Here is a 22,936-nt window from a genome sequence, read left to right as displayed (position 1 = left end):
GCGTCACTCCGGGTCCCGGCCCCCCTGGGCCTTCAGTTTCAGCTCCTTGGCCAGCTTCCGCAGCAGCATGTTGCGCTTCAGCGCGGAGATGTGGTCGACGAACAGCACGCCATCCAGGTGGTCGATCTCGTGCTGCAGGCAGGCAGCGAGCAGGCCGTCGCCCTCGATCTCGCGCTTCGCACCGGTCAGGTCCTGGTAGCGGACCTTGACGCGGGCGGGGCGCGTCACCTCGGCGAACTGGCCGGGCAGGGACAGGCAGCCTTCCTCCCGCGCCGCCAGTTCATCCGTGCTGGCGATGACCTGCGGGTTCACCAGAACCATGGGCGCCGGGATGTCGTTCTCGTGCAGGTCGAGCACCACCAGGCGCAGCATCTCTCCTACCTGTGGCGCAGCCAGGCCGATGCCGGGGGCCTTGTACATGGTGGCCAGCATACGGGCGGAGAGGTCGGCAATCCGCTGGTCGTCCGGCGCGACGGGGCGCGCCTTGGCGCGCAGGCGCGGGTCGGGGACGAACAGGATGGGCAGCAATTCGGTCTGGAGCGTCATCTTACCTGCTGACCCGCCGCGGCGGGGATGGACAGGGCCGAGAGGTAGCCCCCGCCGCCACCCCTTGCAACGGCGCCCGCCCTTGCCAAAATTGGTATCACGCGGGGTGCCTTTGGGCCCCGCCAACCAAGGCTTCGCTCCTGAGCGAGGAGGCACCCGAGTCCGATGTCACGTTCGTCCCTGTTCGGTTCGCCGCTGTTTCTGGGTTTCGATCATCTCGAACAGATGCTCGACCGCGTGCAGAAGAGCGCCGACGGCTATCCCCCCTACAATATCGAGCAGACCGCGGAGACGCGGTTGCGGATCACGCTCGCAGTCGCCGGTTTTTCCATGGATGATCTGCAAATCACGCAGGAGGACAACCAACTGGTGATTCGCGGCCGGCAGCGGGATGATTCCGAAGGGCGCATCTTCCTGCACCGCGGCATCGCCGCACGGCAGTTCCAGCGCGCGTTCGTGCTGGCCGAGGGCATCGAGGTGGAGGGTGCCTGGCTCGACAACGGGCTGCTGCATGTCGACCTGCGCCGGCCGGTGCCGGAGGTACGGGTGAAGACCATCCAAATCGCCACCCGCGGCAACGGGCCGCAGCGGCCGGTGGTGGGCCAGGTGGCCGGTGAAGCGCGGGTGGGTGACGCCCGGTTGAAGGAAAGCTGAGCCGTTTCGTGCGTTGACGGGCGCGGGCCATGATGGCCGCGCCGGAAGGAGAAGACCATGTCCGACTTCGATAGCGGCGCCGAAGAGGGCCGCGTGACCCTGACTCCTGCGAGCCTGCGCAGCCTGTCCAACCTGGATTTCGCGCGCCTCGGCGCGGATGCGGTCGCTTATCTGCGGCCTGTGGTGCTGAACGGCGCGCTCGCCTTCTCGATCCATGCGGCGGATGGCACGCCGATCGGCGCGGCCCCCGATGCGGCGCTGGCCGCGGCGGCGATCCGGCAGCATGACATGGAACCGATGCTGGTTCACTGAGGCGGAGCTTTCTGGGGGGGCGCTGGACCCCTGACCGAACCCTCTCCCCCAAGGGGGAGAGGGCTTAGCAGTCAGGTGGTCTTGGGGTCGATCCAGCCGATGTTGCCGTCGCCGCGGCGGTAGACCACGTTCAGGCCGTTCGTCGCGCGGTTGCGGAACATCAGCACCGGCACATGCGCCAGGTCCATGCGCATCACGGCTTCCCCAACCGTCAGGCGATCGATCACCGCAGGCGTTTCCGCCACCACCGCCGGGCTGTCGCCACCTTCTGCCAGGGCCGGGTCGGCGGTTTCCTCATCCTCCTCCGGACGCAGCACGACCTGGCGGGCGGGCTCGCCTTCCTCGGGGTTCCGTTCGGAGGCCAGGCTGCGGGCGTGGTCGTTCATCCGGCGGCGGTAGCGTCGCAGGCGCTTGGCCACATGTTCGGCCGCGACCTCGAAGGCGCGGTGCGCATCGGCACCCTCGCCCTCGCCGCGCAGGAACAGGTTGCGGCCGGCCTTCAGGTTGATGTCGCAGAGGAAGGCGTGGCCCTTGGCGTCGCGGCTGAACGTCACGTTGGCTTCGACGGCGTGGTCGAAGTACTTGCGTGATATTGTGTTCAGCCCATCCCGCACATGGGTTTTCAACGCGTCTCCAGTCTCGACCTGCTTGCCTGCGACGGTGATATGCATGCGAGCTTCGCTCCTTTCCCGTGTTGGGAAGGCCGCGCCCGGATGAAAATGCGGCGAAGTGCGTGCCGCGGATCAGGCCGGGACGGCCTTCTCCCGCTTGCGTTGCACCGATGAGGGAATGCGCAACGCCTCCCGGTATTTGGCCACCGTTCGCCGGGCGATGTCCACTCCCTCCTTGCGCAGACGTTCGACGATAGCGTCATCGGACAGCACATCTTCGCTGGTCTCCGCCCCGATCATCTCGCGGATCCTGAAGCGCACCGCTTCGGCGGAATGGCTCACACCGCCCAGCGTTCCCGCAATCGCAGTGGTGAAGAAATACTTCAGCTCGAAAGTGCCGCGTGGCGTGGCGATGTATTTATTCGCGGTGACGCGGCTCACGGTGCTTTCATGCATGGCGACATATTCGGCAACGTCGCGCAGGATCAGCGGCCGTAGGTGACCGACGCCGAGGCGGAAGAAGGCGTCCTGCCGGCGGACGATCTCGGCCGCAACCTTCAGGATCGTGTTGGCGCGCTGTTCCAGCGACTTCACCAGCCAGGTCGCGGTCTGCAGCCGGTCCGCGATGAAGGCGCGGTCGTCTCGCGACTTTGCGCCGACCACGGCACGCGCGTGGAAGCCGCGGTTGACCAGCACGCGCGGCAGGGTTTCCGGATTGAGTTCCACCGCCCAGCCGCCATCCGGCATGCGGCGCATCAGCACGTCCGGCACCACGGGCATCGCCGGCGGTGCGTCGAAGCTCGCGCCCGGCTTGGGATCGAGGCGCTTGAGCTCGGCAATCATGTCGGCGAGGTCTTCCGAATCCACCTCGCAGACCCGCATCAGGCCGCGCAGGTCGCGGCGCGCCAGCATGTCCAGGTTGTCCAGCAGCCGATCCATGCAGGGGTCGAGGCGGTTGCGGTCGGCCAGCTGCACCGCCAGGCATTCGCGCAGGTCGCGGCAGAACATGCCGACGGGATCGAGGCGTTGGAGCTGCGCGCGCACCCCGGCGACGCGCGCCTCCGCGCAGCCCATCGCGTTGGCGATCTGCAGGTCCGTGATGGCCATGCGCCCGGCCGGATCCACCAGGGCCAGCATCTGCGCCGCAATCAGGCGGTCCTGTGCATCGCCGATGTTGAGCCGGACCTGTTCGCCCAGATGCTCGCGGAGCGACTTCCGGCCATCCGCCAGATCCTCGATATCGGAAAGCGTGTCGTCGAAGCCAGTGCTGCCACCGCGGCCACCGCCCTCGCCAAGGCTGCCGCCGCCGTCGCTGTCGTAGACATTGCCCCAATCGGCATCGAGCGGCGCCGCGCCCTCCGCCGGTATGTCGCCGGAGGTGGCCGCCGCGTGGCTGTCCGTGGGTTCGGGTGCGGCGGGCTCGGGCGCGCGTTCATCGGCGACGGTGCGGGGGTCGGTGCGTTCGTCGCGCTCCAGCAACGGGTTGCGCTCCAGTTCCTCCTCGACGAAGGCGGTGACCTCGACATTGCTGGATTGCAGCAGCTTGATCGCCTGGCGCAGCTGCGGCGTCATCACCAGGGACTGGGATTGCCGCAGGTCCAGGCGTGGGCCGAGCGCCACGACCCTCAGCCCCCGATCCTGGAATGCGCGATCCGTTGCATATCCCGAGTCTAGCCCAGGATCAGCGCCGGTAGAAGCGCCGACCCCGGTCTAGCCTTTTGTTCTGGCGCGCGATTCACCGCGCAGTCCGGCCCGGCACGGTGTGGCGGCGCGTCAGAGCGAAAACCTCTCGCCGAGGTAGACCCGGCGCACACCCTCATGCGCCACGACGTCCCGCGGGTTGCCCTCCATCAGCACCTGGCCATCGTGCAGGATGTAGGCGCGGTCGATGATCTCGAGCGTCTCGCGGACATTGTGGTCGGTGATCAGCACGCCGATGCCGCGGTTCTTCAGGTGCTTGACCAGGTCACGGATCTCGCCGACGGCGATGGGGTCGATGCCGGCCAGCGGCTCGTCGAGCAGGATGTAGGAGGGCTGCGTCGCCAGGGCGCGAGCGATCTCGCAGCGCCGGCGCTCGCCGCCCGACAGAGCCAGGGCTGGGGCACGGCGCAGGTGGCCGATGCCGAATTCCGCCAGCAGGCTGTCCAGCATCTGTTCGCGCCGGTCGCGGACGGGCTCCACCACCTCCAGCGCCGCGCGGATGTTGTCCTCCACCGACAGGCCTCGAAAAATCGAAGCCTCCTGCGGCAGGTAGCCGAGGCCGAGGCGGGCGCGGCGGTACATCGGCAGGAAGGTGACGTCGTGGCCATCCATGGTCACCGTGCCCTCATCGGGCTGCACCAGGCCGGTGATCATGTAGAAGGTGGTGGTCTTGCCGGCGCCGTTGGGGCCAAGCAGGCCGACTGCCTCGCCCCGTCGCAGGCTGATCGAGACGCCGCGCACCACCGGACGCTTTTTGTAGCGCTTGCCGAGGCCGGTCGCGACCAGGCCCGTGCTTTCGGCAGCAAGCCGGACGGGGGAGGGCTTGAGGTCCGCGTTGCGGTCGAAGCTGTTCATTGGGGTGACGCCCCCCGCGCGGGCGGCGGCGCCGGGCGTCGTGCGGCCGGGCGCTGCGGCTGCGGCACCTCGGCCTGGGTCGGCTGCTGCTGACCCGGCAGTACCAGGCCCTGCACGCGCGTGCCTGGCGCGGAGATCAGTCGCGAGACGCCGGTGCGCAGGTTCACGATGGCTTCCTGGCCGTTCAACTGGTTCTCCCCGCGGGTGATACGCACGCCGCCGACCAGGCGCGCGAGGCCGGTTTGCGGGCTGTAGACGCCGCGCTCGCCGCGCACGACCTCATCCGCCGTGCGGATGTCGACGCCGCCATAGGCCTCGACGCGGTCGATCCGGCTTCCCTCGTTGGCGGCCGGCAGGCCGGCGATGGGTGGCCTGGCGGCGGGTGTCGGTGCTGCGGCCTGGGTCGCGGCCGGTGCTGCATCCAGAAAATAGGCGACGAGCGTATCGGCGGCGATGCGGCGGTCGTCGGAGGTCACCACCACGGCGCCGCCACGCGCCACCGCCATGCGGCGCTGCGGCCAATACTCCAGGCTGTCGCGGGCGGTGATGGTCTGTTCCGGCGTGGTCAGGGACAGGCCGCGGCCGGACAGGACCATGACGGCCTGGTCCATGTCATAGACGGCGCGCTGGCCCTGCGCGCGTTCGGTGGCACTGGTGACGCGGACATTGCCCTCGGCTTCCAGGCGCCAGATCTCGCCGCCCGACAGCGGGCTGTCGCCGGACGGGCTGGTGGCGGTGGACGTGGTGCCCTGCGCGGCGCCACGTGGACGGTAGCGGGCGATCAGGCGATCGGCGTCCACCGTCACGCCGCCGCGCACTGCGCGGGCATTGCCGCGGGCGATCACCACCTGGTCCTGCTGGCGCCATTCGATGCCGTCATTCGCGGTGATCTCGACCGGGCCGCCCTGGTTGAGGTCGAGATTCTGCGCCGCGACAGGCAGGGCCAGCAGGGCCAGCAGGGCCAGAAGAAGGACCAGCCGTTTCATTGTCCGCCTTCCAGCACGGCGCGGGCGCGGCCGGTGAACAGGACGACCTGGCCACGCTCGTACAGCCGGAAACCTTCCGCCGTCAGCGTGCCGAACGGTCCCTGGACGGCGACGGGATCATCGCCGGTGGCGGAGCCACCCTTCAGGTCCACGGCGGCACGGTCCGTCACGAACTGCGTTCCATCGTCGTGGTGCACGGTGACACGGCCGGAAAGGTCCAGCTTGTTGGTCGGGCGGTCGAAACGGCCTTCCCGCGATTCAAGGTACACCCAGGCGCCGTCGCCCATCAGCAGGTCGGCGCGGGGCGCGTCCAGCGCCACCACATTCTCCGTGCCACCTTGCGTGGCGACGCTGGCGGTGACGGTGTAGGGGCGATTCTGGTCATCGACGCCCTGGTAGCGTGGATCGACGATGCGCAGCGCGTCTGGTGCCGCCTGCAGCACCCGGCGGAAGGAGACGCGGGCGTTGTCCGCCGCCTGGTCCAGCTCCGGCCACAGGGCGACCGCCGCCAGCAGGCCGACGGCCGCCAGCGGCAGGACGCGCTTGGCGATGCTGACCATGATCCGGCGACGCGCGAGTTGGCCGGCGCTCGGGGCACGGCGGGCGCGCGACGGCGCCAGCACCCGTCGCGCCGCGGCGCGGGCGGCGGCGCTCGGCGTTTCGGTGGACCGGACGGCGGTGGGCGGCGGCAATCTCACGGCAGTCCTATGGGCCTCGCTGGGAACAGGGTCAACGCGAAGATGCGCCCGCGCCGGCCTTCGGACAAGAAACGTGCCAAGAAGACCCCGGGTTAACGCTCAGTGCGAAAAAATATCCGGATCTTCGTAGCCCAGGAGATCAAGGCGTCCGCGCATAGGGAGGAAGTGGTAGCAGGCCATGGCGATGTCCAGGCGGCCCTCCCGTTCCAGCAGTGCCTTGAGACGCGCCCACAGCGCGTGCAGGTGCAGGACGTCGGACGCGGCGTAGGTCAGTTGCTCCGGGGTCAGATCTGCCGCGCCCCAATCGCTGGTCTGCTGCTGCTTGGACAGGTCCACGCCGAGCAGGTCACGGCAGAGGTCCTTGAGGCCGTGCCGGTCGGTGTAGGTGCGCACCAGCTTGGAGGCGATCTTGGTGCAGACCACCGGCGCCACGACCACGCCCAGCGCGTTGTACAGCGCCGCGACATCGAAGCGGGCGAAGTGGAAGATCTTCAGCACCTCCGGGTCCGCCAGCAGGCGCTTCAGGTTGGGGCAGTCCGCGCCACGGCCGCCCAGGCGTTCCGGCACGATCTGTACACAATGCGCAGTACCGTTGCCGTCCGAGAGCTGCACCAGGCAGAGCCGATCCCGCCGCGGGTCGAGGCCCATGGTCTCCGTGTCGATCGCGACGGAGGACCCGAAGCCCAGACCGTCGGGCAGGTCATGCCGATGCAGGCGGATCACGGCGTTTCGGGAGAACAGGGTGCAGCCCACGTCGCGGATACCCCAGTCGGTGGCGCCCAGGATGGGCCGATTCTGTCAGACACGTGCGCCCTGACCCCTAAAAAACCGGTTGAAGACGTTGCGGTCCTGGCAGGGGCCGCGGGTGGCGTCGCGCCCGAGATGGACTTACCGCAGAGGGGAGTAGGGCATGCCTGCGCGGTGTGGCAACCAGGACCGGCGGGCTGGCCGCGCGGCGGTGCGGGCCTTGCGGGTGCACGACCAGGCTGGCTACATTGGCGCACGGGCGGCGCCCGCGTTGGAGATTGCGTTGGATTTGTCGCAGTTCGCGGCTGGACTTAGGCTGGAAGCCGCCGAGCTCCGCATGCCGACCTCGACCCTGGACCGCTATTTCAGCCAGTTGTTCGCGGAGGATCTCCGCCGGCAGGCGGCGCGCTTCGCCCTGGCTGCCCTGGCCCATGCGGCGCTGCACCGGCTGAACCACAAGTATGTGACGCGACGGATGGCAGCCATCGGCTGGAGCTGCCGCGACAGCCTGGTCTTCGACAATGCCTTCCGGAACACGCATCCCGACCTGCATTGCGAAGCGCGCGCCGGATTGTCTGGTGACCCTGTGCCGCTGCCGGAAGGACGCACCCTGGCTGCCGCCTTCTTCGAAGGTGATCCGCCATCTGGCGTCCTGGACCTGCCCGGCCTCGAGGGTCCCCTGCTGCTGTGCGCACTGCTTCCGGCTGGCGCGCGGATTGCCGCGGCGGCGGTGCAGCATCATGCATTTGCGGATTTCACGTTGGCCGTCCGGTCATGAGGCTGCCGCAGGTACTGCGCCTGCTGCCGATGGACGCGATCGAGCCGGTCGCCGAACTGGCCGCGCTTCTGCAGGGCAGCCATCGCGCCCTGTCGGTCGCCCCTGCCATCGAGCAACCGGCGACGCGCCTTCCAACCTTTCGCCATGGGCCCGAACCACAAGCCCTGCGCGGCTTCAACTTGCGCTGGCCCGAGATCCACCTGACCGTGCTGTCGGACGCTGCCGTTTTGGGCCGCGGCGAGGTGCTCGACCGCGACGGACGCCTGCTGGTCACCAGCATCGTCGACCGGGCCGAGGACTTCACGGCGGCGCCGCAGGACCATCCCGGCGTGCTGTCCCAGCACGGCCTCAGCCTGGTGCCGGAGGGGCTGCGGCGCAGGGACAGGGACCCTGGGAAGCCTGCGCTTCACCTGCGGGATCCGGTGTTCCACCTGATCAACGCACGCGACCACAACTACACGCATTTCATGTTCGAGCTTCTGCCCAAGCTGGCCTTCTACTTCGCGCTGCCGGCGCCGAGGCCGAAGGTCCTGGTGTCACAGGCGGTGCACGCGACCTTCAGCAGGTTCCTGCTGGCGCTGGGTGTGCCGGAGGGCGACCTTGTTTCGGTGCCGCCGAAGGGATGGATACGCGTCGACCGCATTTTCGTAGCGCAAAGCCCGAGCTGGCTGCACCGTCCGGTCATGACCGCGCTGCGCCAGGCCGCCGATGTCGGGCGAGCGCCGGCGCGGCCGGTGGCGGGCAACCGTTTGTACATCCGGCGGATCGGCATCAAGGCCTGGTTCCGCAACCTGCTGAACGAGCAGGAGGTGTTCGAGCAGCTTGCCGCGCGCGGCTTCCGCGCCGTCACGCCGGACCAGCTTTCCGCCACGGAGCAGCTGGAGGTCTTCCGGTCCGCGGAGGCGGTCGCCGGCATATATGGCGGTGGGCTGCTCAACTGCGTCTTCTCACCGCCCGGGACCCGTGTGCTCAGCCTGACCTCGACGGCCTATTGGCGGATTGGCATGGACACGGCGGCACCAGTTCTCGACCTGCGGGCAGCTCAGGTGGTGGGAGATTGCTTCCTGGCGCGGCAGGATACCAACAACAGCGCCTTCCTGATCGACATTCCGGCGTTGAACGGCGCCTGCGATGCGTTGGGGCTGTAGCCTCGGGCCAACGCGCTGAGCGCACATGCCCCAACCGTGTTGACTGGTAACTCTGCACACGATCTGCGGGAGTGGTGCCCAGGAAAGGACTCGAACCTTCACGACCTTGCGGTCACTGGCACCTGAAGCCAGCGCGTCTACCAATTCCGCCACCTGGGCAATGGGGGCGTCCTGCGACGACGCGGGATTTACGGGGGGGGCCGTGATGCGTCAAGCGGGGTTGCGGCGGTTTCTTGCAATGGCGTGACCGAGGGACCGACGGGGCGCGCCGCCTCGCCTTGGCTGGCGCTGCGGCGGCCCATATGTTCCGCGCAACGGCGGATGGAGTGCGGGTGATGCAGGTGGGGCGGAATCGCAGGGTAGCCACGGTGTTCGGCGGCGCCGGCTTCATCGGCCGCTACGTGGTGCAGCGCCTGGCGGCGCAGGGCTACGTCGTGCGGGTGGCGACGCGAGACCCGGCCGGCACGCGGTTCCTCACCACGCAAGGGCGGGTCGGGCAGATCGTGCCGCTGGCGGTTTCCGTCACCGATGCGCCGGCGCTGGCGCGCGCCCTGGAGGGGGCGGATGTTGCGGTGAACCTGGTTGGCATCCTGTACGAGCGCCGGCCCGGCGACTTCCGGCGCATCCAGGGGGAGGCACCGGGGCTGGTTGCGCAGGCGGCCGCCGCCGCGGGCGTGCGGCGGATGGTGCATGTCTCCGCCATCGGCGCCGATGCGGGCAGCGAGAGCCTGTACGCCAGCAGCAAGGCGCAGGGGGAGGCGGCGGTGCTGGCGGCCTTCCCGAAGGCGACCATCCTGCGGCCCTCGGTGGTGTTCGGGCCGGAAGACCAGTTCTTCAACCGCTTCGCCAGCATGGCACAGATGCTGCCCTTCATGCCGGTGGTCTCTGGCGGGTCGCGGTTCCAGCCGGTGTATGTGGGCGACGTGGCCGATGCGGTGATGGCGGCGCTGGAGCAGGACGCGGCGCAAGGCGTCACCTACGAGCTTGGCGGCCCGCGCGCGATGACGATGCGGGAAGTGCTGCGCTTCATCCTGGATACCACGCGGCGCCGGCGCCGGATGGTCGAGATGCCGATGGGGTTCATGCGCTTCCAGGCGCGGCTACTGGAGAAGCTGCCGAACCCGGCGCTGACCAGCGACCAGTTGCTGCTGCTGGGGAAGGACAACGTGGTGTCCGGTCAGCATCCGGGCCTGGACGCGCTGGGGATCGAGCCCAAATCCGTCGAGTCCCTGGTGCCGGCCTATCTGCGGCGGTACCGGGTCGGCGGCGGTCGCCGAGATTTTACCGCGGTTTAATGGGCCATATCGGCCCGATCTCCGGGCGCCGCGGCGGCCCTCGCTAGAGCCCCGGAAGGATAATCCGCGATAAAGGACAGAGATGCTGACCTTGCGTCGCGAATTAGACTCGCATCTGGAAAAATCGTGGTGTAGGAGGCGAGCGCCCCAGGGAGCTTCGCGTCGCCATGGCCGATCGGATGCTGCAATTCGTGCGCCTCGACCAGCACCAGCCGGACAAGCGGCCGGCGACGCTGCGTCGGGAGGATTTCGGCGAAATCTACGAGGAGTTCGCGCCGCAGGCGGCGGCGGAACAGTCCAGCCGGTGTAGCCAGTGCGGCGTGCCGTTCTGCCAGGTGCACTGCCCGCTGAACAACAACATCCCAGACTGGCTGAAGCTGACGGCGGAAGGCCGGCTGGAGGAGGCGTATGAGGTCGCCGCGGCGACCAATACCTTCCCGGAGATCTGCGGCCGCATCTGCCCGCAGGACCGGCTGTGCGAGGGCAACTGCGTCATCGAAAAAGGTTTTGGTTCCGTCACCATCGGCTCGGTCGAGAAGTACATCACCGACAATGCCTGGGCGCAGGGATGGGTGAAGCCGCCGAAGCCGCGGCGCGAGTTGGACCGCAGCATCGGCATCATCGGCGCCGGCCCGGGCGGCCTGGCGGCGGCGGAGCGGCTGCGGGTGCGCGGCTACCAGGTGCATGTCTACGACCGCTACGATCGCGTCGGCGGTCTGATGATCTACGGCATCCCCAACTTCAAGCTGGAGAAGGAGGTGGTGCTGCGGCGCGCGAAGCAGTTCGAGGAAGGCGGCATCCACTTCCACCTCAACGTCGCCGTCGGCCGCGACGTGACGTTGGAGGAGTTGCGCGTGAAGCATGACGCCGTGCTGATCGCGACCGGCGTCTACAAGGCGCGCGACATGTCCGCGCCCGGCATCGGCCTGCCCGGCATCGTGCCGGCACTGGAATTCCTGACCGCGTCGAACCGCGCCGGCCTCGGCGGGGTGGTGCCGGCCATGGAATCCGGCGCGATGAACGCGGCTGGCAAGCGCGTGGTTGTCATCGGTGGCGGCGACACGGCGATGGACTGCGTGCGCACCGCGGTCCGCCAGGGGGCTGCCTCCGTCACCTGCCTGTACCGGCGCGACAAGGCGAACATGCCCGGCTCGATGCGGGAGGTGCACAACGCCGAGGAAGAAGGCGTGGTGTTCGAGTGGCTCGGCGCGCCGGAGGCTTTCCTCGGCGATGCCACGGTCACCGCCGTCCGTGCGCACCGGATGCATCTCGGCCTGCCGGATGCGACGGGGCGGCAGCAGGTGGAAGCGATCGCGGGCAGCCAGTTCGACCTGCCGGCCGACCTTGTCATCATGGCGCTGGGCTTCGACCCGGAGGACCTGCCGGCGGCCTTCAACGAGCCGGCGCTGCCGGTGACGAAGTGGGGCACGCTGAAGGTGGACCATCGCACCATGATGACGGCGCTGCCTGGCGTCTTCGCCGCCGGCGACATCGTGCGCGGCGCGAGCCTGGTGGTCTGGGCGATCCGCGACGGGCGCGACGCGGCGGAGACGATGCACCACTACATCGAGCAGAAGGCGAGCATGCTCGCCGTGGCGGCGGAGTGACGGCGATGCAGGATTATGTGGCGAACCACCTGGCCAATACCGCAACGCTGCGCGATGCCGGGCATATCGACCTGACGGAACATGATGCCTGCGGCGTCGGACTGGTCGCCTCGCTGGACGGCAAGGCGCACCGCAAGGTGGTGCAGGCCGGTATCGATGCACTGAAGGCGGTGTGGCATCGCGGCGCGGTCGATGCAGATGGCAAGACCGGCGACGGCGCCGGCATCCATATCGAGATCCCGCAGGACTTCTTCGCCGAGGTGGTAGAACGCGGCGGCGACCGGCTGCGGCCGGGGCGGATAGCGGTGGGCATGGTGTTCCTGCCGAAGACGGATCTCGGCGCGCAGGAACGCTGCCGGCAGATCGTCGAGACCGAGATCCTCGCCGCCGGCTACAACATCTATTCCTGGCGCCAGGTGCCGATCGACGTGGATTGCATCGGCGAGAAGGCCAATGCGACGCGGCCGGAGATCGAGCAGATCTTGCTGTGGAACCCGCGCGGCGTGGATGAGGATCTGTACGAGCGGGACATGTACGTGATCCGCCGGCGGATCGAGAAGCAGGCGATCGCGGCGCAGATTCCGGAGCTGTACCTGTGTTCGCTGTCCTGCCGCTCCATCGTCTACAAGGGCATGTTCCTGGCGGCTTCGCTGGCGGATTTCTACCCGGACCTGCTGGATGCGCGCTTCACCAGCCGCTTCGCGATCTACCACCAGCGCTACTCCACCAACACCTTCCCGACCTGGCGCCTGGCGCAGCCGTTCCGCATGCTGGCGCATAACGGCGAGATCAACACCGTCCACGGCAACATCAACTGGATGAAGTCGCACGAGACGCGGCTGGCGCATCCGCTGCTGGATGCCGCGATGGACGACATCAAGCCGGTGGTGCAGGCCGGTGGGTCCGACACGGCAACGCTGGACAACGTGTTCGAGCTGCTGGTGCGTGGCGGCCGCGACGCGCCGATGGCGAAGTCCATGCTGATTCCGGAGAGCCTCGGCAGCAACGCGACGATGCCGGCGGCGCATCGCGAGATGTTCCTGTATTGCAATGCGGTGATGGAGCCTTGGGACGGGCCCGCCGCGATCGCGGCAACCGACGGCAAGTGGGTGATCGGCGGGCTGGACCGCAACGGCCTTCGGCCGATGCGCTACACCATCACGCATGACGGCATCCTGGTCATCGGCTCCGAGACCGGCATGGTGAAGATCGACGAGAACCGGATCGTCGCCAAGGGCCGCGTGGGTCCTGGTCAGTGCGTCGGCGTGGAACTGGCGACCGGGCGCTTCTATGGCGACACGGAGCTGAAGGATGCGCTTTCGTCGCGCAAGCCGTTCGGCGACTGGACCAGCCGCACGACGCGCATCGACGGCATCGTCAAGTCCGGTGCCGATGAGCAGGCGGAGCTGACCGGGGAGGCGCTGCGGCGCCGCCAGCTTGCCGTGGGCTACACGCTGGAGGAGCTGGAGACGATCCTGCACCCGATGGTGGAGGAAGCCAGCGAGGCGATCGGCAGCATGGGCGACGATACGCCCATCGCGGTTCTGTCCAGCCAGTATCGCGGGCTGCACCACTACTTCCGCCAGTCCTTCAGCCAGGTGACGAACCCGCCGATCGACAGCCTGCGCGAGACGCGGGTGATGTCGCTGAAGACGCGGCTCGGCAATCTCGGGAACATCCTCGACGAGGACCCGACGCAGTGCGACATGCTGATGCTGGACAGCCCGGTGCTGTCCAACGCCGAATTCGCCGCGATGCGCGCCTACATGGGCGATACCGCCTGCGTGGTGGACTGCACCTTCGCGGTTGCGGAAGGTGAGGCGGGGCTGCGCGTTGCCATTGAGCGCATCAAGCGGGAGGCCGAGGAAGGCGTACGCAGCGGCTGCGCGCATGTGATCCTCTCGGATGCCGAGCAGGGGCCGGCGCGGGCGGCGATCCCAATGATCCTGGCTGTCGGCGGCGTGCACACGCATCTCGTGCGGCATAGCCTGCGGACCTTCACCAGCTTGAACCTGCGCTGCGCCGAGTCCATCGACGTGCACTACATCGCCGTGCTGATCGGCGCCGGTGCGACCACGGTGAATGCCTACCTGGCGCAGGAGAGCATCGCGGACCGGCACCGGCGCGGGCTGTTCCCCGAGCTGTCGCTGAAGGATTGCGTGGCGCGCTACAAGAAGGCGGTGGACAAGGGGCTGCTGAAGGTGATGTCCAAGATGGGCATCTCCGTCATCAGCAGCTACCGCGGCGGGATGAACTTCGAGGCCATCGGGCTGTCCCGCGCGCTGGTGGCGGAGTTCTTCCCAGGCATCGCGTCGCGCATTTCGGGCATCGGGCTTTCGGGGATCGCGCGGCGCGTCCTCGCGCTGCATGCGAAGGCCTGGGACGCGGATGCGGTGACGCTGCCGGTGGGCGGGTTGTACAAGCTGCGCAAGCGCGGCGAGAACCATGCCTTCGACGGGTCCCTGATCCACACGTTGCAGAAGGCGGTGGAAAGCGACAGCTACCAGACCTTCAAGCGCTACTCCGAGGGTGTGCGGAAGCTGCCGCCGGTGGCGCTGCGCGACCTGCTGGATTTCCGCGCCGATGGCCGCGTCGCCGTGTCGCTCGAGGAAGTCGAGAGCATCACGGAGATCCGCAAGCGGCTGGTGGCGCCCGGCATCTCGCTGGGTGCCTTGTCGCCGGAGGCGCATGAGACGCTGTCGATTGCGATGAACCGCATCGGTGCGCGCAGCGACAGTGGCGAGGGCGGCGAGGACCCGATCCGCGCGCGTCCGCGTCGCAATGGCGACAATGCGAATTCCGCCATCAAGCAGATCGCCTCCGGCCGCTTCGGCGTCACGGCGGAGTACCTGAACAACTGCCGCGAGATCGAGATCAAGGTGGCGCAGGGCGCCAAGCCGGGGGAGGGCGGGCAGTTGCCCGGCTTCAAGGTGACGGAGTTGATCGCGAAGCTGCGGCATTCCACGCCGGGCGTCATGCTGATCAGCCCGCCGCCGCACCACGACATCTATTCCATCGAGGACCTGGCGCAGCTCATCTACGACCTGAAGCAGATCAACCCGGACGCCACGGTCTGTGTGAAGCTGGTTGCGCGGTCGGGCATCGGGACCATCGCGGCCGGCGTCGCCAAGGCGAAGGCGGATGCGATCCTGGTCTCGGGGCACTCCGGCGGCACGGGCGCATCCCCGGTGTCGTCCATCAAGCATGCCGGCCTGCCCTGGGAGATGGGGCTGACCGAGACGCATCAGGTGCTGATGCTCAACCGCCTGCGGCACCGCGTGAAGCTGCGCACGGATGGCGGGCTCAAGACCGGGCGGGACGTGGTGATCGCGGCGATGCTGGGGGCCGAGGAATTCGGCATCGGCACGGCATCCCTCGTCGCCATGGGCTGCATCATGGTCCGCCAGTGCCATTCCAACACCTGCCCCGTCGGCGTCTGCACGCAGGATGATGCGCTGCGCCAGAAATTCGCTGGAACTCCCGAGAAGGTCATCAACCTGTTCAGCTTCGTCGCGGAGGAGGTTCGGGAGATTCTCGCCAGCCTCGGCTTCCGCAAGCTGACCGACGTGATCGGCCGCACGGACCTGCTGCGCCAGGTCAGCCGTGGCGCGGAGGATCTGGACGACCTCGACCTGAACCCGCTGCTGGTGAAGGCGGATGCCGGCGCGCATCCGGCCTACTGCACCATGGATGGCCGCAACGAGGTGCCGGAGACGCTGGATGCCGACATGATCCGCGACGCGGCGGCGCTGTTCGAGCGCGGCGAGAAGATGCAGCTCGCCTACAACATCCGCAACACGCACCGCGCCATCGGCACCAAGATCAGCAGCAAGATCGTCCGCAAATTCGGCATGGAGGGTCTGCAGCGCGGCCACCTGACGGTGCGGCTGCGCGGGTCTGCCGGGCAGTCGCTGGGCGCCTTCGCGGTGCGTGGGCTGAAGCTGGAAGTGTTCGGCGACGCCAACGACTATGTCGGCAAGGGGCTTTCGGGCGGCACCATCGTGGTGCGTCCGGCGCCGTCCTCGACGTTGGTGTGGAACGAGAACACCATCATCGGCAACACCTGCCTGTACGGCGCGACTAGCGGTGCGCTGTTCGCGGCAGGCCAGGCCGGGGAACGTTTCGCGGTGCGCAATTCCGGCGCGCTCGCCGTGGTGGAAGGTGCCGGCGCCAATGCCTGCGAATACATGACGGGCGGCACCATCGTCATCCTCGGCCCGGTCGGTGACAACTTCGGCGCTGGCTTTACCGGCGGCATGGCGTTCCTCTACGACGCGGAGAACACTTTTGAGCAGCGGGTGAACCCGGAATCGCTGCGCTGGTGCCGTGTCGGTGCCTCTGCACACTGGGCGGCGGCACTGCGCGAGCATGTCGAGCGGCATGTGGAGGAGACGGGCAGCCCCTTCGCCTCACGGTTGTTGAATGATTGGGCGTCGGAGGCGGCGAAGTTCTGGCACATCGTGCCGAAGGACTACGCCCGCTACCTGCCGCAGCCGATGGAAGACGTGCTGGCCGTCGCGGCGGAGTGACGCTGCGACGGCGGGCCGCGCTCACCCTGGCGGCGGGCGCGGCGACAGGCTGCGCCAGCGCGCAGCCGGTGCCGGCGATGCCGGCCGCTTCCGGTGACCAGGGCCTGCATGCGCGGGCTGCGGCAAAGGGGCTGGTCTTCGGCGCGGCGGTCAGCACCCGCCAGCTTGTCGATCCGGCGATGAGCAGCCTCATCCGCGCCGAATGCGGCGTGATGGTCGCCGAGTACGAGATGAAGTGGGCCGAACTGGAACCCCGGGCCGGCGACCGGCGGTTCCGGCGCGCCGACATCCTGGTGGCGTTCGCCCGCCGGCACGGCCTGGCGCTGCGCGGGCACACGCTGGTCTGGCATGAGAGCGAGCCGGCCTGGCTCGGCGGGCTGGATGCGCGCGCGACGGAAGCCGCGATGGCGGCGCATCTCGATGCCACGGTGCGCCACTGGCGCGGCGCGATTGGCACCTGGGACGTGGTGAACGAAGCGGTGGCGCCGGAGGATGGCCGGCCGGACTGGCTGCGGCGCACCCGGCTCCTGGAACGGCTGGGTCCGGACCACATCGCGCTGGCGTTTCACCTGGCGCATGCGGCGGACCCGGCGGCGCGGCTGGCCTATAACGATTTCGGCTGCGAGCACGCAACCTTCTGGTCGCGCCGGCGTCGCGTCGGCGTGCTGGCGCTGCTGCGCGGCTTGCTGCGCGCGGGCGTGCCGGTGCATGTGCTGGGCATGCAGGCGCATCTGCAGGCCGGACAGCCCTTCGATGCCGGGGAATGGCGCGGCTTCCTGGCGGAGGTCGCATCGCTCGGCCTGACGATCGACGTGACGGAACTCGACGTGAACGATGCCGCGCTGCCGGCGCCGGTGGCGGCGCGGGACGAGGCCGCGGCGGCGCTGGTGCGGCGTTTCCTGGACGCGACACTGGCCGAGCCCGCGGTGCGTGCGGTGGTGACCTGGGGGCTGAGCGATCGCGAGTCCTGGGTGCGGCAGGGACGTCTGCCGGAGCATCGGCGGCGGGACCGCGCCCAGGCCAGGCCGCTGCCCTTCGATGAGGCGCTGCGGCGCAAGCCGATGTGGGCGGCGATCGCCGGCGCGCTGGATGCCGCCCCGACCCGCGCCTGACCGCCGCCGCTTGGCCCTGGAGGCGGCGCGTGCGATATTCCAACGCGTCTCAGATTCAGGCCTGCATGCGAACCCTCTACCACCTTCCCCTGTCTCCTTTCGCACGCAAGGTCCGTCTCGCACTCGCCGAGAAGCGCCTGCCTTTCGATTTGCGGATCGAGCGCGTCTGGGAGCGGCGGGAGGAGTTCCTGGCGATCAACCCGGCCGGGACCGTGCCGCTGCTGCAGGAATCGAACGGGCTTTCCATCGCCGATTCCTATGCGATCTGCGAATACCTGGACGAAGCCTATCCGGACCTGCCGCTGCTGGGGCGGACGCTGGGGGAACGGGCGGAGGTGCGGCGGCTGGTCGCCTGGTTCGACCAGAAATTCTACGCCGAGGTCACGCGCAACCTGGTGTTCGAGAAGCAGATGAAACGGCTGTTCGGCCGCGGCAATCCGGATGCCACGGCGATCCGCGCCGGCTATGCGAACCTGAAGCCGCATCTGGAATACATCGGCTGGCTGGCGGAGACGCGCGCCTGGCTGGCTGGCCCGCAGCTCGGCCTGGCGGACCTGGCGGCCGCGGCACAGCTTTCGGCGCTGGACTACATCGGCGACGTGGATTGGAGCCTCTCGGATGCGGCGAAGGACTGGTACGCGCGCGTGAAGTCTCGGCCGTCCTTCCGGCCGCTGCTGGGCGACCGGGTGACGGGCGTCGTGCCGCCGGCGCATTACGACGATCTGGATTTCTAAGCCGTAGCTTGAGTTGTCTCCGTAACGGTCCCAGAAGCTGGGAGGATCGTGCCTCGGAGGCTGCCATGCGACGCCTTTGCCTATTGCCCATCCTCGCGCTGCTGATGGCACTGGGACCTGCCGCGCCGCAGGCGGCGGCGCAGACGGTGGAGGGGTCCTATACCCTCGGCGGCAAGGTCGTCGCGCTGCCGCCGGGGCCGTGGCGCCTGATCTTCCATGACAGCAAGCCCGGCCGAAGCCGCGAACTGACCACCCCCACCACGCTGCACCGCGCCGTATTGCCGCAGGAGGTCGGCGGACGCGCGGCCGGCGTGATTCTCGTCAGCGCGGCGACGGAAGTGGGCCAGGTTTGGACGCCGCATGGAATCTGCACCCGCACCGACACGCTACGCCGGCACATCGAAGTCGCGGTGCAGGGCAACCTGGATTGCCGTGGGCTGGTGAACCAGGGCGCCGGTGCCGGCCCGAACACGCCGGACTGGGTCCGCAGCATCTATGCACTGGGCGAGGATCGCCCCGGCTATATCCCGCCGCGCTGGATCGTGGGGCAGGTGCTGCTCTCCGAAAGCATGCACCTGCTGCAGGTGGATTATCGCTTCGCCCCGGTTGCCTATGCCACCGGCAACGCCCGCAGCGCCGGCAACTGGTCCGATGGCATGCGCAGCGCCGACCAGAGTGCCTTCCTCGGCCGGGTGGATGCCTTCACCTCGGCCGCGCGCGCCGAGTTGCGGCGCGGGCTCTATGGCCGCAGCCCGTCTGCACCGCTGGCCTTCTGAGGCGCCTCACCCCGCCCAGAGGCGCCACAGCAGCGGCACCAGCAGCGCGGATGCAATGGCGTTCAGCCCCATCGCCAGCCCGCTGAAGGCGCCCGCCGTCGCATCCACGCTGAGCGCCCGCGCCGTGCCGATGCCGTGCGACGCCGTGCCGATGGCGAGGCCGCGTGCGCGCCAGTCCCGCACCCGCACCAGGTTCAGCACCAGCGGGCCGAGCGCGGCGCCGGTGATGCCGGACAGGATCACCACCACGGCGGTCAGCGAGGGCAGGCCGCCGATACGCTCCGCGATGCCCATGGCGACGGGGGTGGTGACGGAGCGGGGCGCCAGGCTCGCCGCAACCTCCGGCGCCGCGCCGAAGGCGAGCGCGATGCCGACGCCCGCCGCCGCGGCGAAGGCGCCGCCAAGGCCGACCGACAGCAGGATCGCGATGGCGGATTTGCGGACGCTGGCAAAGTGCCGGTGCAGCGGGATGGCGAGCGCGACGGTCGCCGGACCCAGCAGGAAATGCACGAACTGCGCGCCGGTGAAATAGTCCCGGTACTCGATGCCGGTGGCGAGCAGCCCACCAGCCAGCAGCGCCACCGCGATCAGCACCGGGTTCGCCAGCGGATGCCGGCCGAGGCCCCGCTGCACCCGCAGCGCGGCGAGCCAGGCAAGCAGCGTCGCCGTCAGCGCCGCCAGCGGCTCCCGCGCCAGGTAGACCCAGATCTCCGCGAGGTCCGTCACCCGAAGCGCCGCAGCAGGGCCTGGGCGAGGCGTCCGGTGGCGGCGATGGCGAGCAGCGTGCCGGCCAGGATGGCCAGCGACAGCGGTGCCCAGTCCCGCGCCAGCAGCGGCAGGTGCAGCACCACGCCGACTCCGGCGGGCACGAACAGCAGGCCAAGGTTGTTCAGTAGTCCGTCCGAGACCTCCGCCAGCGGCGCCGGGGCGGGGCGTCCGCGTAGCAGCAGAACGGCCAGCAGCAGGACCATGCCGATCACCGGCCCCGGGATGGACAGGCCGAGGCTGCGAGCCAGGACCTCGCCCGCCAGCTGGCAGGCGAGCAGCGCGGTGATGGCACCCGTCATCAGCGTCGCGCCGGCCCGGCCTCGTTCAGCGCCAGGTTCTGCGCGGCGAGGTCGGCGGCGGGGGAGCCGGGGGCGACGCGGACAGCGCGCTCCCAGTCCGCCCGCGCGCCCGCCGCATCGCCCTGCAACTGGCGGAGGATGCCGCGTTCCAGCAGCGCCTCCGCATTGTCGGCCTGCAGGGACAGGGCGAGGTCGATGTCGCGGGCCGCCAGCACCTTCTCATCGCGGTGACGATGCGCGGCGGCACGGAACACCAGCGCCTCGGCGCGGGTCGGGTCGAGCGTCAAGGCGCGGTCGAGATCCTCGATCGCCTCTCCGTAGCGGGACAGGTTGCCGTGCACCACGGCGCGGTCGACCAGCAGGTCCACATCATCCGGCGCCAGGGTCAGGGCGAGCGTCGCGCTGGCGAAGGCACGGTTGATCTCGCCAGCCAGCAGCCACGCCTGCGTCGCCTGGGCGTAGATGGCGGCGCGGGCGGGGTTGGCGGCGCGGGACTGGCTGGCCAGCGTCTCCAGCCGCTGCGCCGCCTGCTCGAGCTGGCCAAGGCCGAGCAGCGCCAGCGCCTGGCAATGCGCGGCACCCTCGCCGCCACCCTCCCGCGCCCATTGCTCGGCATGGGCGAGGGCGCCTTCCGGATCGCGGCGCAGCAGGCCGACGCAGCGTTCGAAGGCCGGGCCGGCGGCGAGGCGAGGCGGGGTCTCGGCGGTCAGCGCCTCCCGCGGCGCCACGCCCATCCAGCCGGCGAGCCCGGCGAGGGTGACGGCGGCGGCGAGGGCGCCGAGGAGGAGGGGGCGGGGCTGGCGTCGCATGCCGCGTGATCCTACGCATCGCCGGGTCGCGGCGCCAGTTCGCGTGGCGGCGGTGGGAGGTGTGCCGGGATGCGGATGGTGATTGCGGGCCTGGGCTATGCTGGAAGCGCCATCGCGGCGGAGGCCGTGGCGGCGGGCTTTGCCGTCACCGGCACGGCGCGCGATCCGGGCCGCGCGACAGCGCCGGAGGGCGTTGCGGTGGTCCGCTTCGCCGAGGCGGGAGAGGCAATCGCGCAGGCGACGCATCTGGTGGTGACGGCGGCGCCGGAGGCGGAGGGTTGCCCGGTGCTCGCGACCCATGCGGGTGCCGTGGCCGCCGCAACCGGCCTGCGCTGGATCGGCTACCTGTCCACCACCGGGGTCTACGGCGATCGTGGCGGTGCCGAGGTGGACGAGGCGACGCCGCCGGCGCCGGGCCAGCCGCGGTCCCAGCGCCGGTTGGCGGCGGAGAATGCGTGGCGGCTGGCGGCGGCGGGACGGGCGCTCGACCTGTTCCGCATCGGCGGCATCTATGGGCCGGGCCGCAGCGCGCTGGAGGATGTGCGCGCGGGCACGGCGCGCCGGGTGGTGAAGCCCGGGCATTCCTTCAGCCGCATCCATGTCGACGACATCGCCCTGGCCGTGGTCGCGGCCGCGCGGCAGCCCTCTGCGGGCGCACGCGTCCTGCACCTGGTCGATGACGAACCGGCCGGCAATGCGGAGGTGGTGGCGGAGGCGGCGCGGCTGCTGGGCGTGGCGCCGCCGCCCGAAATTCCGTTCGAGGTTGCGCGCACCGGCATGTCGCCGATGGCGCTGTCCTTCTGGTCCGAGAACCGGCGCGTGACGAGCGGCGCGACCCGTGCGGCGCTCGGCATCACCTGGCGCTGCCCGAGCTACCGCGAGGGGCTGGCGCGCATCCTCGCCGGCGAGGGCCAGGGCCGGCCGTAGCACGGTTGACCGGCGCCCGCCGGAGGCGGGTGAGCGTCCGGAGGGTCACCGCGGCTCCTGCCGCGTCGCCAAGCTCGCGGAGTGGCGCGCCGGCGCCTGAGTGCGGATCGGTCACGATCCGCAGGCGAGGTTCAACGCGGCTCCCGCGCCGGGGCGGGGGCAAGCGCCTCGGCGGCGGTGGTCGCGGCGGCGCGGATGGCGGCAGTGCGGTCGGCGCGGTCGAGCGCTTCCTCCGTCGAGAGCCAGCGATGCAGCAGGCCGCCGATGACGCCGCCGAGGATGGGCGCGACCCAGAACAGCCAGAGTTGTTGCAGCGCCAGCCCGCCCACCACCAGCGCCGGGCCGGTGCTGCGCGCCGGGTTCACGCTGGTGTTGGTGATGGGGATGCTGATCAGGTGGATCAGCGTCAGGCCCAGCCCGATCGCGATCGGCGCGAAGCCGGCCGGCGCGCGGGCGGAGGTGGCGCCGAGGATGATCAGCAGGAACAGCAGCGTCATCACGACTTCCGTCGTGAAGCCGGCGAGCAGGCTGTAGCGACCTGGCGAGGCTTCCCCGAAGCCATTCGCGGCAAGCCCGCCCGCGAGGTCGAAGCCCGGCGCGCCGGAGGCGATGGCCCAGAGCAGGACGGCGCCGATGGTGGCGCCCGCGACTTGCGCCAGGATGTAGGGCAGCGCCTCATTCGCCTGGAACCGGCCGGCGGCGACCAGGCCCAGCGTCACCGCGGGATTCAGGTGGCAGCCGGAGATGTGGCCGATGGCATAGGCCATGGTGAGGACGGTGAGCCCGAAGGCCAGCGCGACGCCGACCAGGCCGATGCCCACTTCCGGAAACTTGGCGGCGAGCACGGCACTGCCGCATCCGCCCAGCACCAGCCAGAAGGTGCCGATGAACTCTGCAACCAGCTTTCTCGACATGAGCGCGCATCCCGACCGGGTGATGCGGCAATCTGAAGCGCCGTACTGCCCGCCGTCACGCAGGAGTTGCGGGGTCGCGAATTGTTGTTCGACAGGCAAGAGACTTCAATATTCGCGCAGTGCGTCCAAG

At 69.6% G+C, this 22,936-nt stretch carries 22 protein-coding genes and 1 tRNA gene; 11 read left to right on the top strand and 12 right to left on the bottom strand.

Annotated features, from left to right (window positions below):
* Positions 1 to 3 precede the first annotated feature (3 nt).
* Positions 4 to 546, bottom strand: coding sequence for a peptide deformylase (def, locus tag ACLF3G_RS01825; protein WP_430667604.1), 543 nt, complete (start codon positions 544 to 546; stop codon positions 4 to 6).
* A 165-nt stretch (positions 547 to 711) separates the two neighbouring features.
* On the opposite strand from def, the gene ACLF3G_RS01820 reads away from it, so the two are divergent.
* Complete coding sequence (locus ACLF3G_RS01820) at positions 712 to 1,200, top strand: Hsp20 family protein (protein WP_430667603.1); 489 nt, start codon at positions 712 to 714, stop codon at positions 1,198 to 1,200.
* Positions 1,201 to 1,257: 57 nt separating this feature from the next.
* On the top strand, positions 1,258 to 1,512 hold the full coding sequence (locus tag ACLF3G_RS01815) for a hypothetical protein (protein ID WP_430667602.1): 255 nt from the start codon (positions 1,258 to 1,260) through the stop codon (positions 1,510 to 1,512).
* 71 nt (positions 1,513 to 1,583) lie between these two features.
* On the opposite strand, the gene hpf is transcribed toward ACLF3G_RS01815, so the two are convergent.
* The 6 genes from hpf to ACLF3G_RS01785 all read right to left on the bottom strand — a co-directional run bounded on the left by hpf (position 1,584) and on the right by ACLF3G_RS01785 (position 7,116).
* Complete coding sequence (gene hpf / locus ACLF3G_RS01810; protein ID WP_430667601.1) at positions 1,584 to 2,183, bottom strand: ribosome hibernation-promoting factor, HPF/YfiA family; 600 nt, start codon at positions 2,181 to 2,183, stop codon at positions 1,584 to 1,586.
* Between the two features lie 72 nt (positions 2,184 to 2,255).
* A complete protein-coding gene (gene rpoN / locus ACLF3G_RS01805; protein WP_430667600.1) occupies positions 2,256 to 3,743 on the bottom strand; it encodes an RNA polymerase factor sigma-54 in 1,488 nt (495 codons plus the stop codon).
* A 153-nt stretch (positions 3,744 to 3,896) separates the two neighbouring features.
* Positions 3,897 to 4,679 carry an LPS export ABC transporter ATP-binding protein gene (gene lptB / locus ACLF3G_RS01800; protein WP_430667599.1) on the bottom strand — a complete coding sequence of 261 codons (783 nt, stop codon included), beginning with the start codon at positions 4,677 to 4,679 and terminating at the stop codon, positions 3,897 to 3,899.
* Positions 4,676 to 5,665 (bottom strand): LptA/OstA family protein, encoded by a 990-nt coding sequence (locus ACLF3G_RS01795; RefSeq protein WP_430667598.1) that lies wholly within the window; start codon positions 5,663 to 5,665, stop codon positions 4,676 to 4,678. Before ACLF3G_RS01795 ends, lptB begins: the two co-directional genes overlap by 4 nt.
* On the bottom strand, positions 5,662 to 6,357 hold the full coding sequence (lptC, locus tag ACLF3G_RS01790; RefSeq protein WP_430667597.1) for an LPS export ABC transporter periplasmic protein LptC: 696 nt from the start codon (positions 6,355 to 6,357) through the stop codon (positions 5,662 to 5,664). Before lptC ends, ACLF3G_RS01795 begins: the two co-directional genes overlap by 4 nt.
* Positions 6,358 to 6,462: 105 nt before the next feature.
* A complete protein-coding gene (locus ACLF3G_RS01785; protein ID WP_430667596.1) occupies positions 6,463 to 7,116 on the bottom strand; it encodes a ribonuclease D in 654 nt (217 codons plus the stop codon).
* Positions 7,117 to 7,273: 157 nt separating this feature from the next.
* Between ACLF3G_RS01785 and ACLF3G_RS01780 the strand changes: the two genes are divergently transcribed.
* Together ACLF3G_RS01780 and ACLF3G_RS01775 are read left to right on the top strand one after the other, a co-directional pair.
* Positions 7,274 to 7,888: a hypothetical protein gene (locus ACLF3G_RS01780; RefSeq protein WP_430667595.1), complete on the top strand. Its 615-nt coding sequence runs from the start codon at positions 7,274 to 7,276 to the stop codon at positions 7,886 to 7,888.
* Positions 7,885 to 9,036: a glycosyltransferase family 61 protein gene (locus ACLF3G_RS01775; RefSeq protein ID WP_430667594.1), complete on the top strand. Its 1,152-nt coding sequence runs from the start codon at positions 7,885 to 7,887 to the stop codon at positions 9,034 to 9,036. The genes ACLF3G_RS01780 and ACLF3G_RS01775 overlap by 4 nt, the downstream gene beginning before the upstream one ends.
* A gap of 72 nt (positions 9,037 to 9,108) precedes the next feature.
* Here the strand turns inward: ACLF3G_RS01775 and ACLF3G_RS01770 are convergent.
* A tRNA-Leu gene (locus tag ACLF3G_RS01770) sits at positions 9,109 to 9,195 on the bottom strand.
* Between the two features lie 143 nt (positions 9,196 to 9,338).
* Between ACLF3G_RS01770 and ACLF3G_RS01765 the strand changes: the two genes are divergently transcribed.
* The 6 genes from ACLF3G_RS01765 to ACLF3G_RS01740 all read left to right on the top strand — a co-directional run bounded on the left by ACLF3G_RS01765 (position 9,339) and on the right by ACLF3G_RS01740 (position 19,089).
* Positions 9,339 to 10,331 carry a complex I NDUFA9 subunit family protein gene (locus ACLF3G_RS01765; protein WP_430667593.1) on the top strand — a complete coding sequence of 331 codons (993 nt, stop codon included), beginning with the start codon at positions 9,339 to 9,341 and terminating at the stop codon, positions 10,329 to 10,331.
* 167 nt (positions 10,332 to 10,498) lie between these two features.
* Complete coding sequence (locus tag ACLF3G_RS01760) at positions 10,499 to 11,938, top strand: NAD(P)-dependent oxidoreductase (RefSeq protein WP_430667592.1); 1,440 nt, start codon at positions 10,499 to 10,501, stop codon at positions 11,936 to 11,938.
* A gap of 5 nt (positions 11,939 to 11,943) precedes the next feature.
* A complete protein-coding gene (gene gltB, locus ACLF3G_RS01755; protein ID WP_430668126.1) occupies positions 11,944 to 16,467 on the top strand; it encodes a glutamate synthase large subunit in 4,524 nt (1,507 codons plus the stop codon).
* On the top strand, positions 16,464 to 17,579 hold the full coding sequence (locus tag ACLF3G_RS01750; protein WP_430667591.1) for an endo-1,4-beta-xylanase: 1,116 nt from the start codon (positions 16,464 to 16,466) through the stop codon (positions 17,577 to 17,579). The genes gltB and ACLF3G_RS01750 overlap by 4 nt, the downstream gene beginning before the upstream one ends.
* A 65-nt stretch (positions 17,580 to 17,644) precedes the next feature.
* Complete coding sequence (locus ACLF3G_RS01745) at positions 17,645 to 18,313, top strand: glutathione S-transferase family protein (RefSeq protein WP_430667590.1); 669 nt, start codon at positions 17,645 to 17,647, stop codon at positions 18,311 to 18,313.
* Between the two features lie 65 nt (positions 18,314 to 18,378).
* Positions 18,379 to 19,089 carry a hypothetical protein gene (locus ACLF3G_RS01740; protein ID WP_430667589.1) on the top strand — a complete coding sequence of 237 codons (711 nt, stop codon included), beginning with the start codon at positions 18,379 to 18,381 and terminating at the stop codon, positions 19,087 to 19,089.
* A 6-nt stretch (positions 19,090 to 19,095) separates the two neighbouring features.
* On the opposite strand, the gene ACLF3G_RS01735 is transcribed toward ACLF3G_RS01740, so the two are convergent.
* Genes ACLF3G_RS01735 through ACLF3G_RS01725 form a run of 3 tightly spaced genes read right to left on the bottom strand, consistent with a single transcriptional unit; the run spans position 19,096 to position 20,965 of the window.
* On the bottom strand, positions 19,096 to 19,815 hold the full coding sequence (locus tag ACLF3G_RS01735) for an LrgB family protein (protein ID WP_430667588.1): 720 nt from the start codon (positions 19,813 to 19,815) through the stop codon (positions 19,096 to 19,098).
* Positions 19,812 to 20,156 carry a CidA/LrgA family protein gene (locus ACLF3G_RS01730; RefSeq protein ID WP_430667587.1) on the bottom strand — a complete coding sequence of 115 codons (345 nt, stop codon included), beginning with the start codon at positions 20,154 to 20,156 and terminating at the stop codon, positions 19,812 to 19,814. The genes ACLF3G_RS01735 and ACLF3G_RS01730 overlap by 4 nt, the downstream gene beginning before the upstream one ends.
* A complete protein-coding gene (locus ACLF3G_RS01725) occupies positions 20,156 to 20,965 on the bottom strand; it encodes a tetratricopeptide repeat protein (protein WP_430667586.1) in 810 nt (269 codons plus the stop codon). The genes ACLF3G_RS01730 and ACLF3G_RS01725 overlap by 1 nt, the downstream gene beginning before the upstream one ends.
* 69 nt (positions 20,966 to 21,034) lie before the next feature.
* Between ACLF3G_RS01725 and ACLF3G_RS01720 the strand changes: the two genes are divergently transcribed.
* Positions 21,035 to 21,892 carry an SDR family NAD(P)-dependent oxidoreductase gene (locus ACLF3G_RS01720; protein WP_430667585.1) on the top strand — a complete coding sequence of 286 codons (858 nt, stop codon included), beginning with the start codon at positions 21,035 to 21,037 and terminating at the stop codon, positions 21,890 to 21,892.
* A 131-nt stretch (positions 21,893 to 22,023) separates the two neighbouring features.
* On the opposite strand, the gene aqpZ is transcribed toward ACLF3G_RS01720, so the two are convergent.
* Entirely contained in the window at positions 22,024 to 22,806 is a 783-nt protein-coding gene (gene aqpZ / locus ACLF3G_RS01715; protein WP_430667584.1) for an aquaporin Z, read from the bottom strand.
* Positions 22,807 to 22,936 lie beyond the last annotated feature (130 nt).

The sequence above is a fragment of the Falsiroseomonas sp. HC035 genome (assembly GCF_050563525.1).
Taxonomy (GTDB): domain Bacteria; phylum Pseudomonadota; class Alphaproteobacteria; order Acetobacterales; family Acetobacteraceae; genus Falsiroseomonas.
Note: the sequence above shows the minus strand (reverse complement) of the source record. Positions and strands in the feature narration are given on the sequence as shown.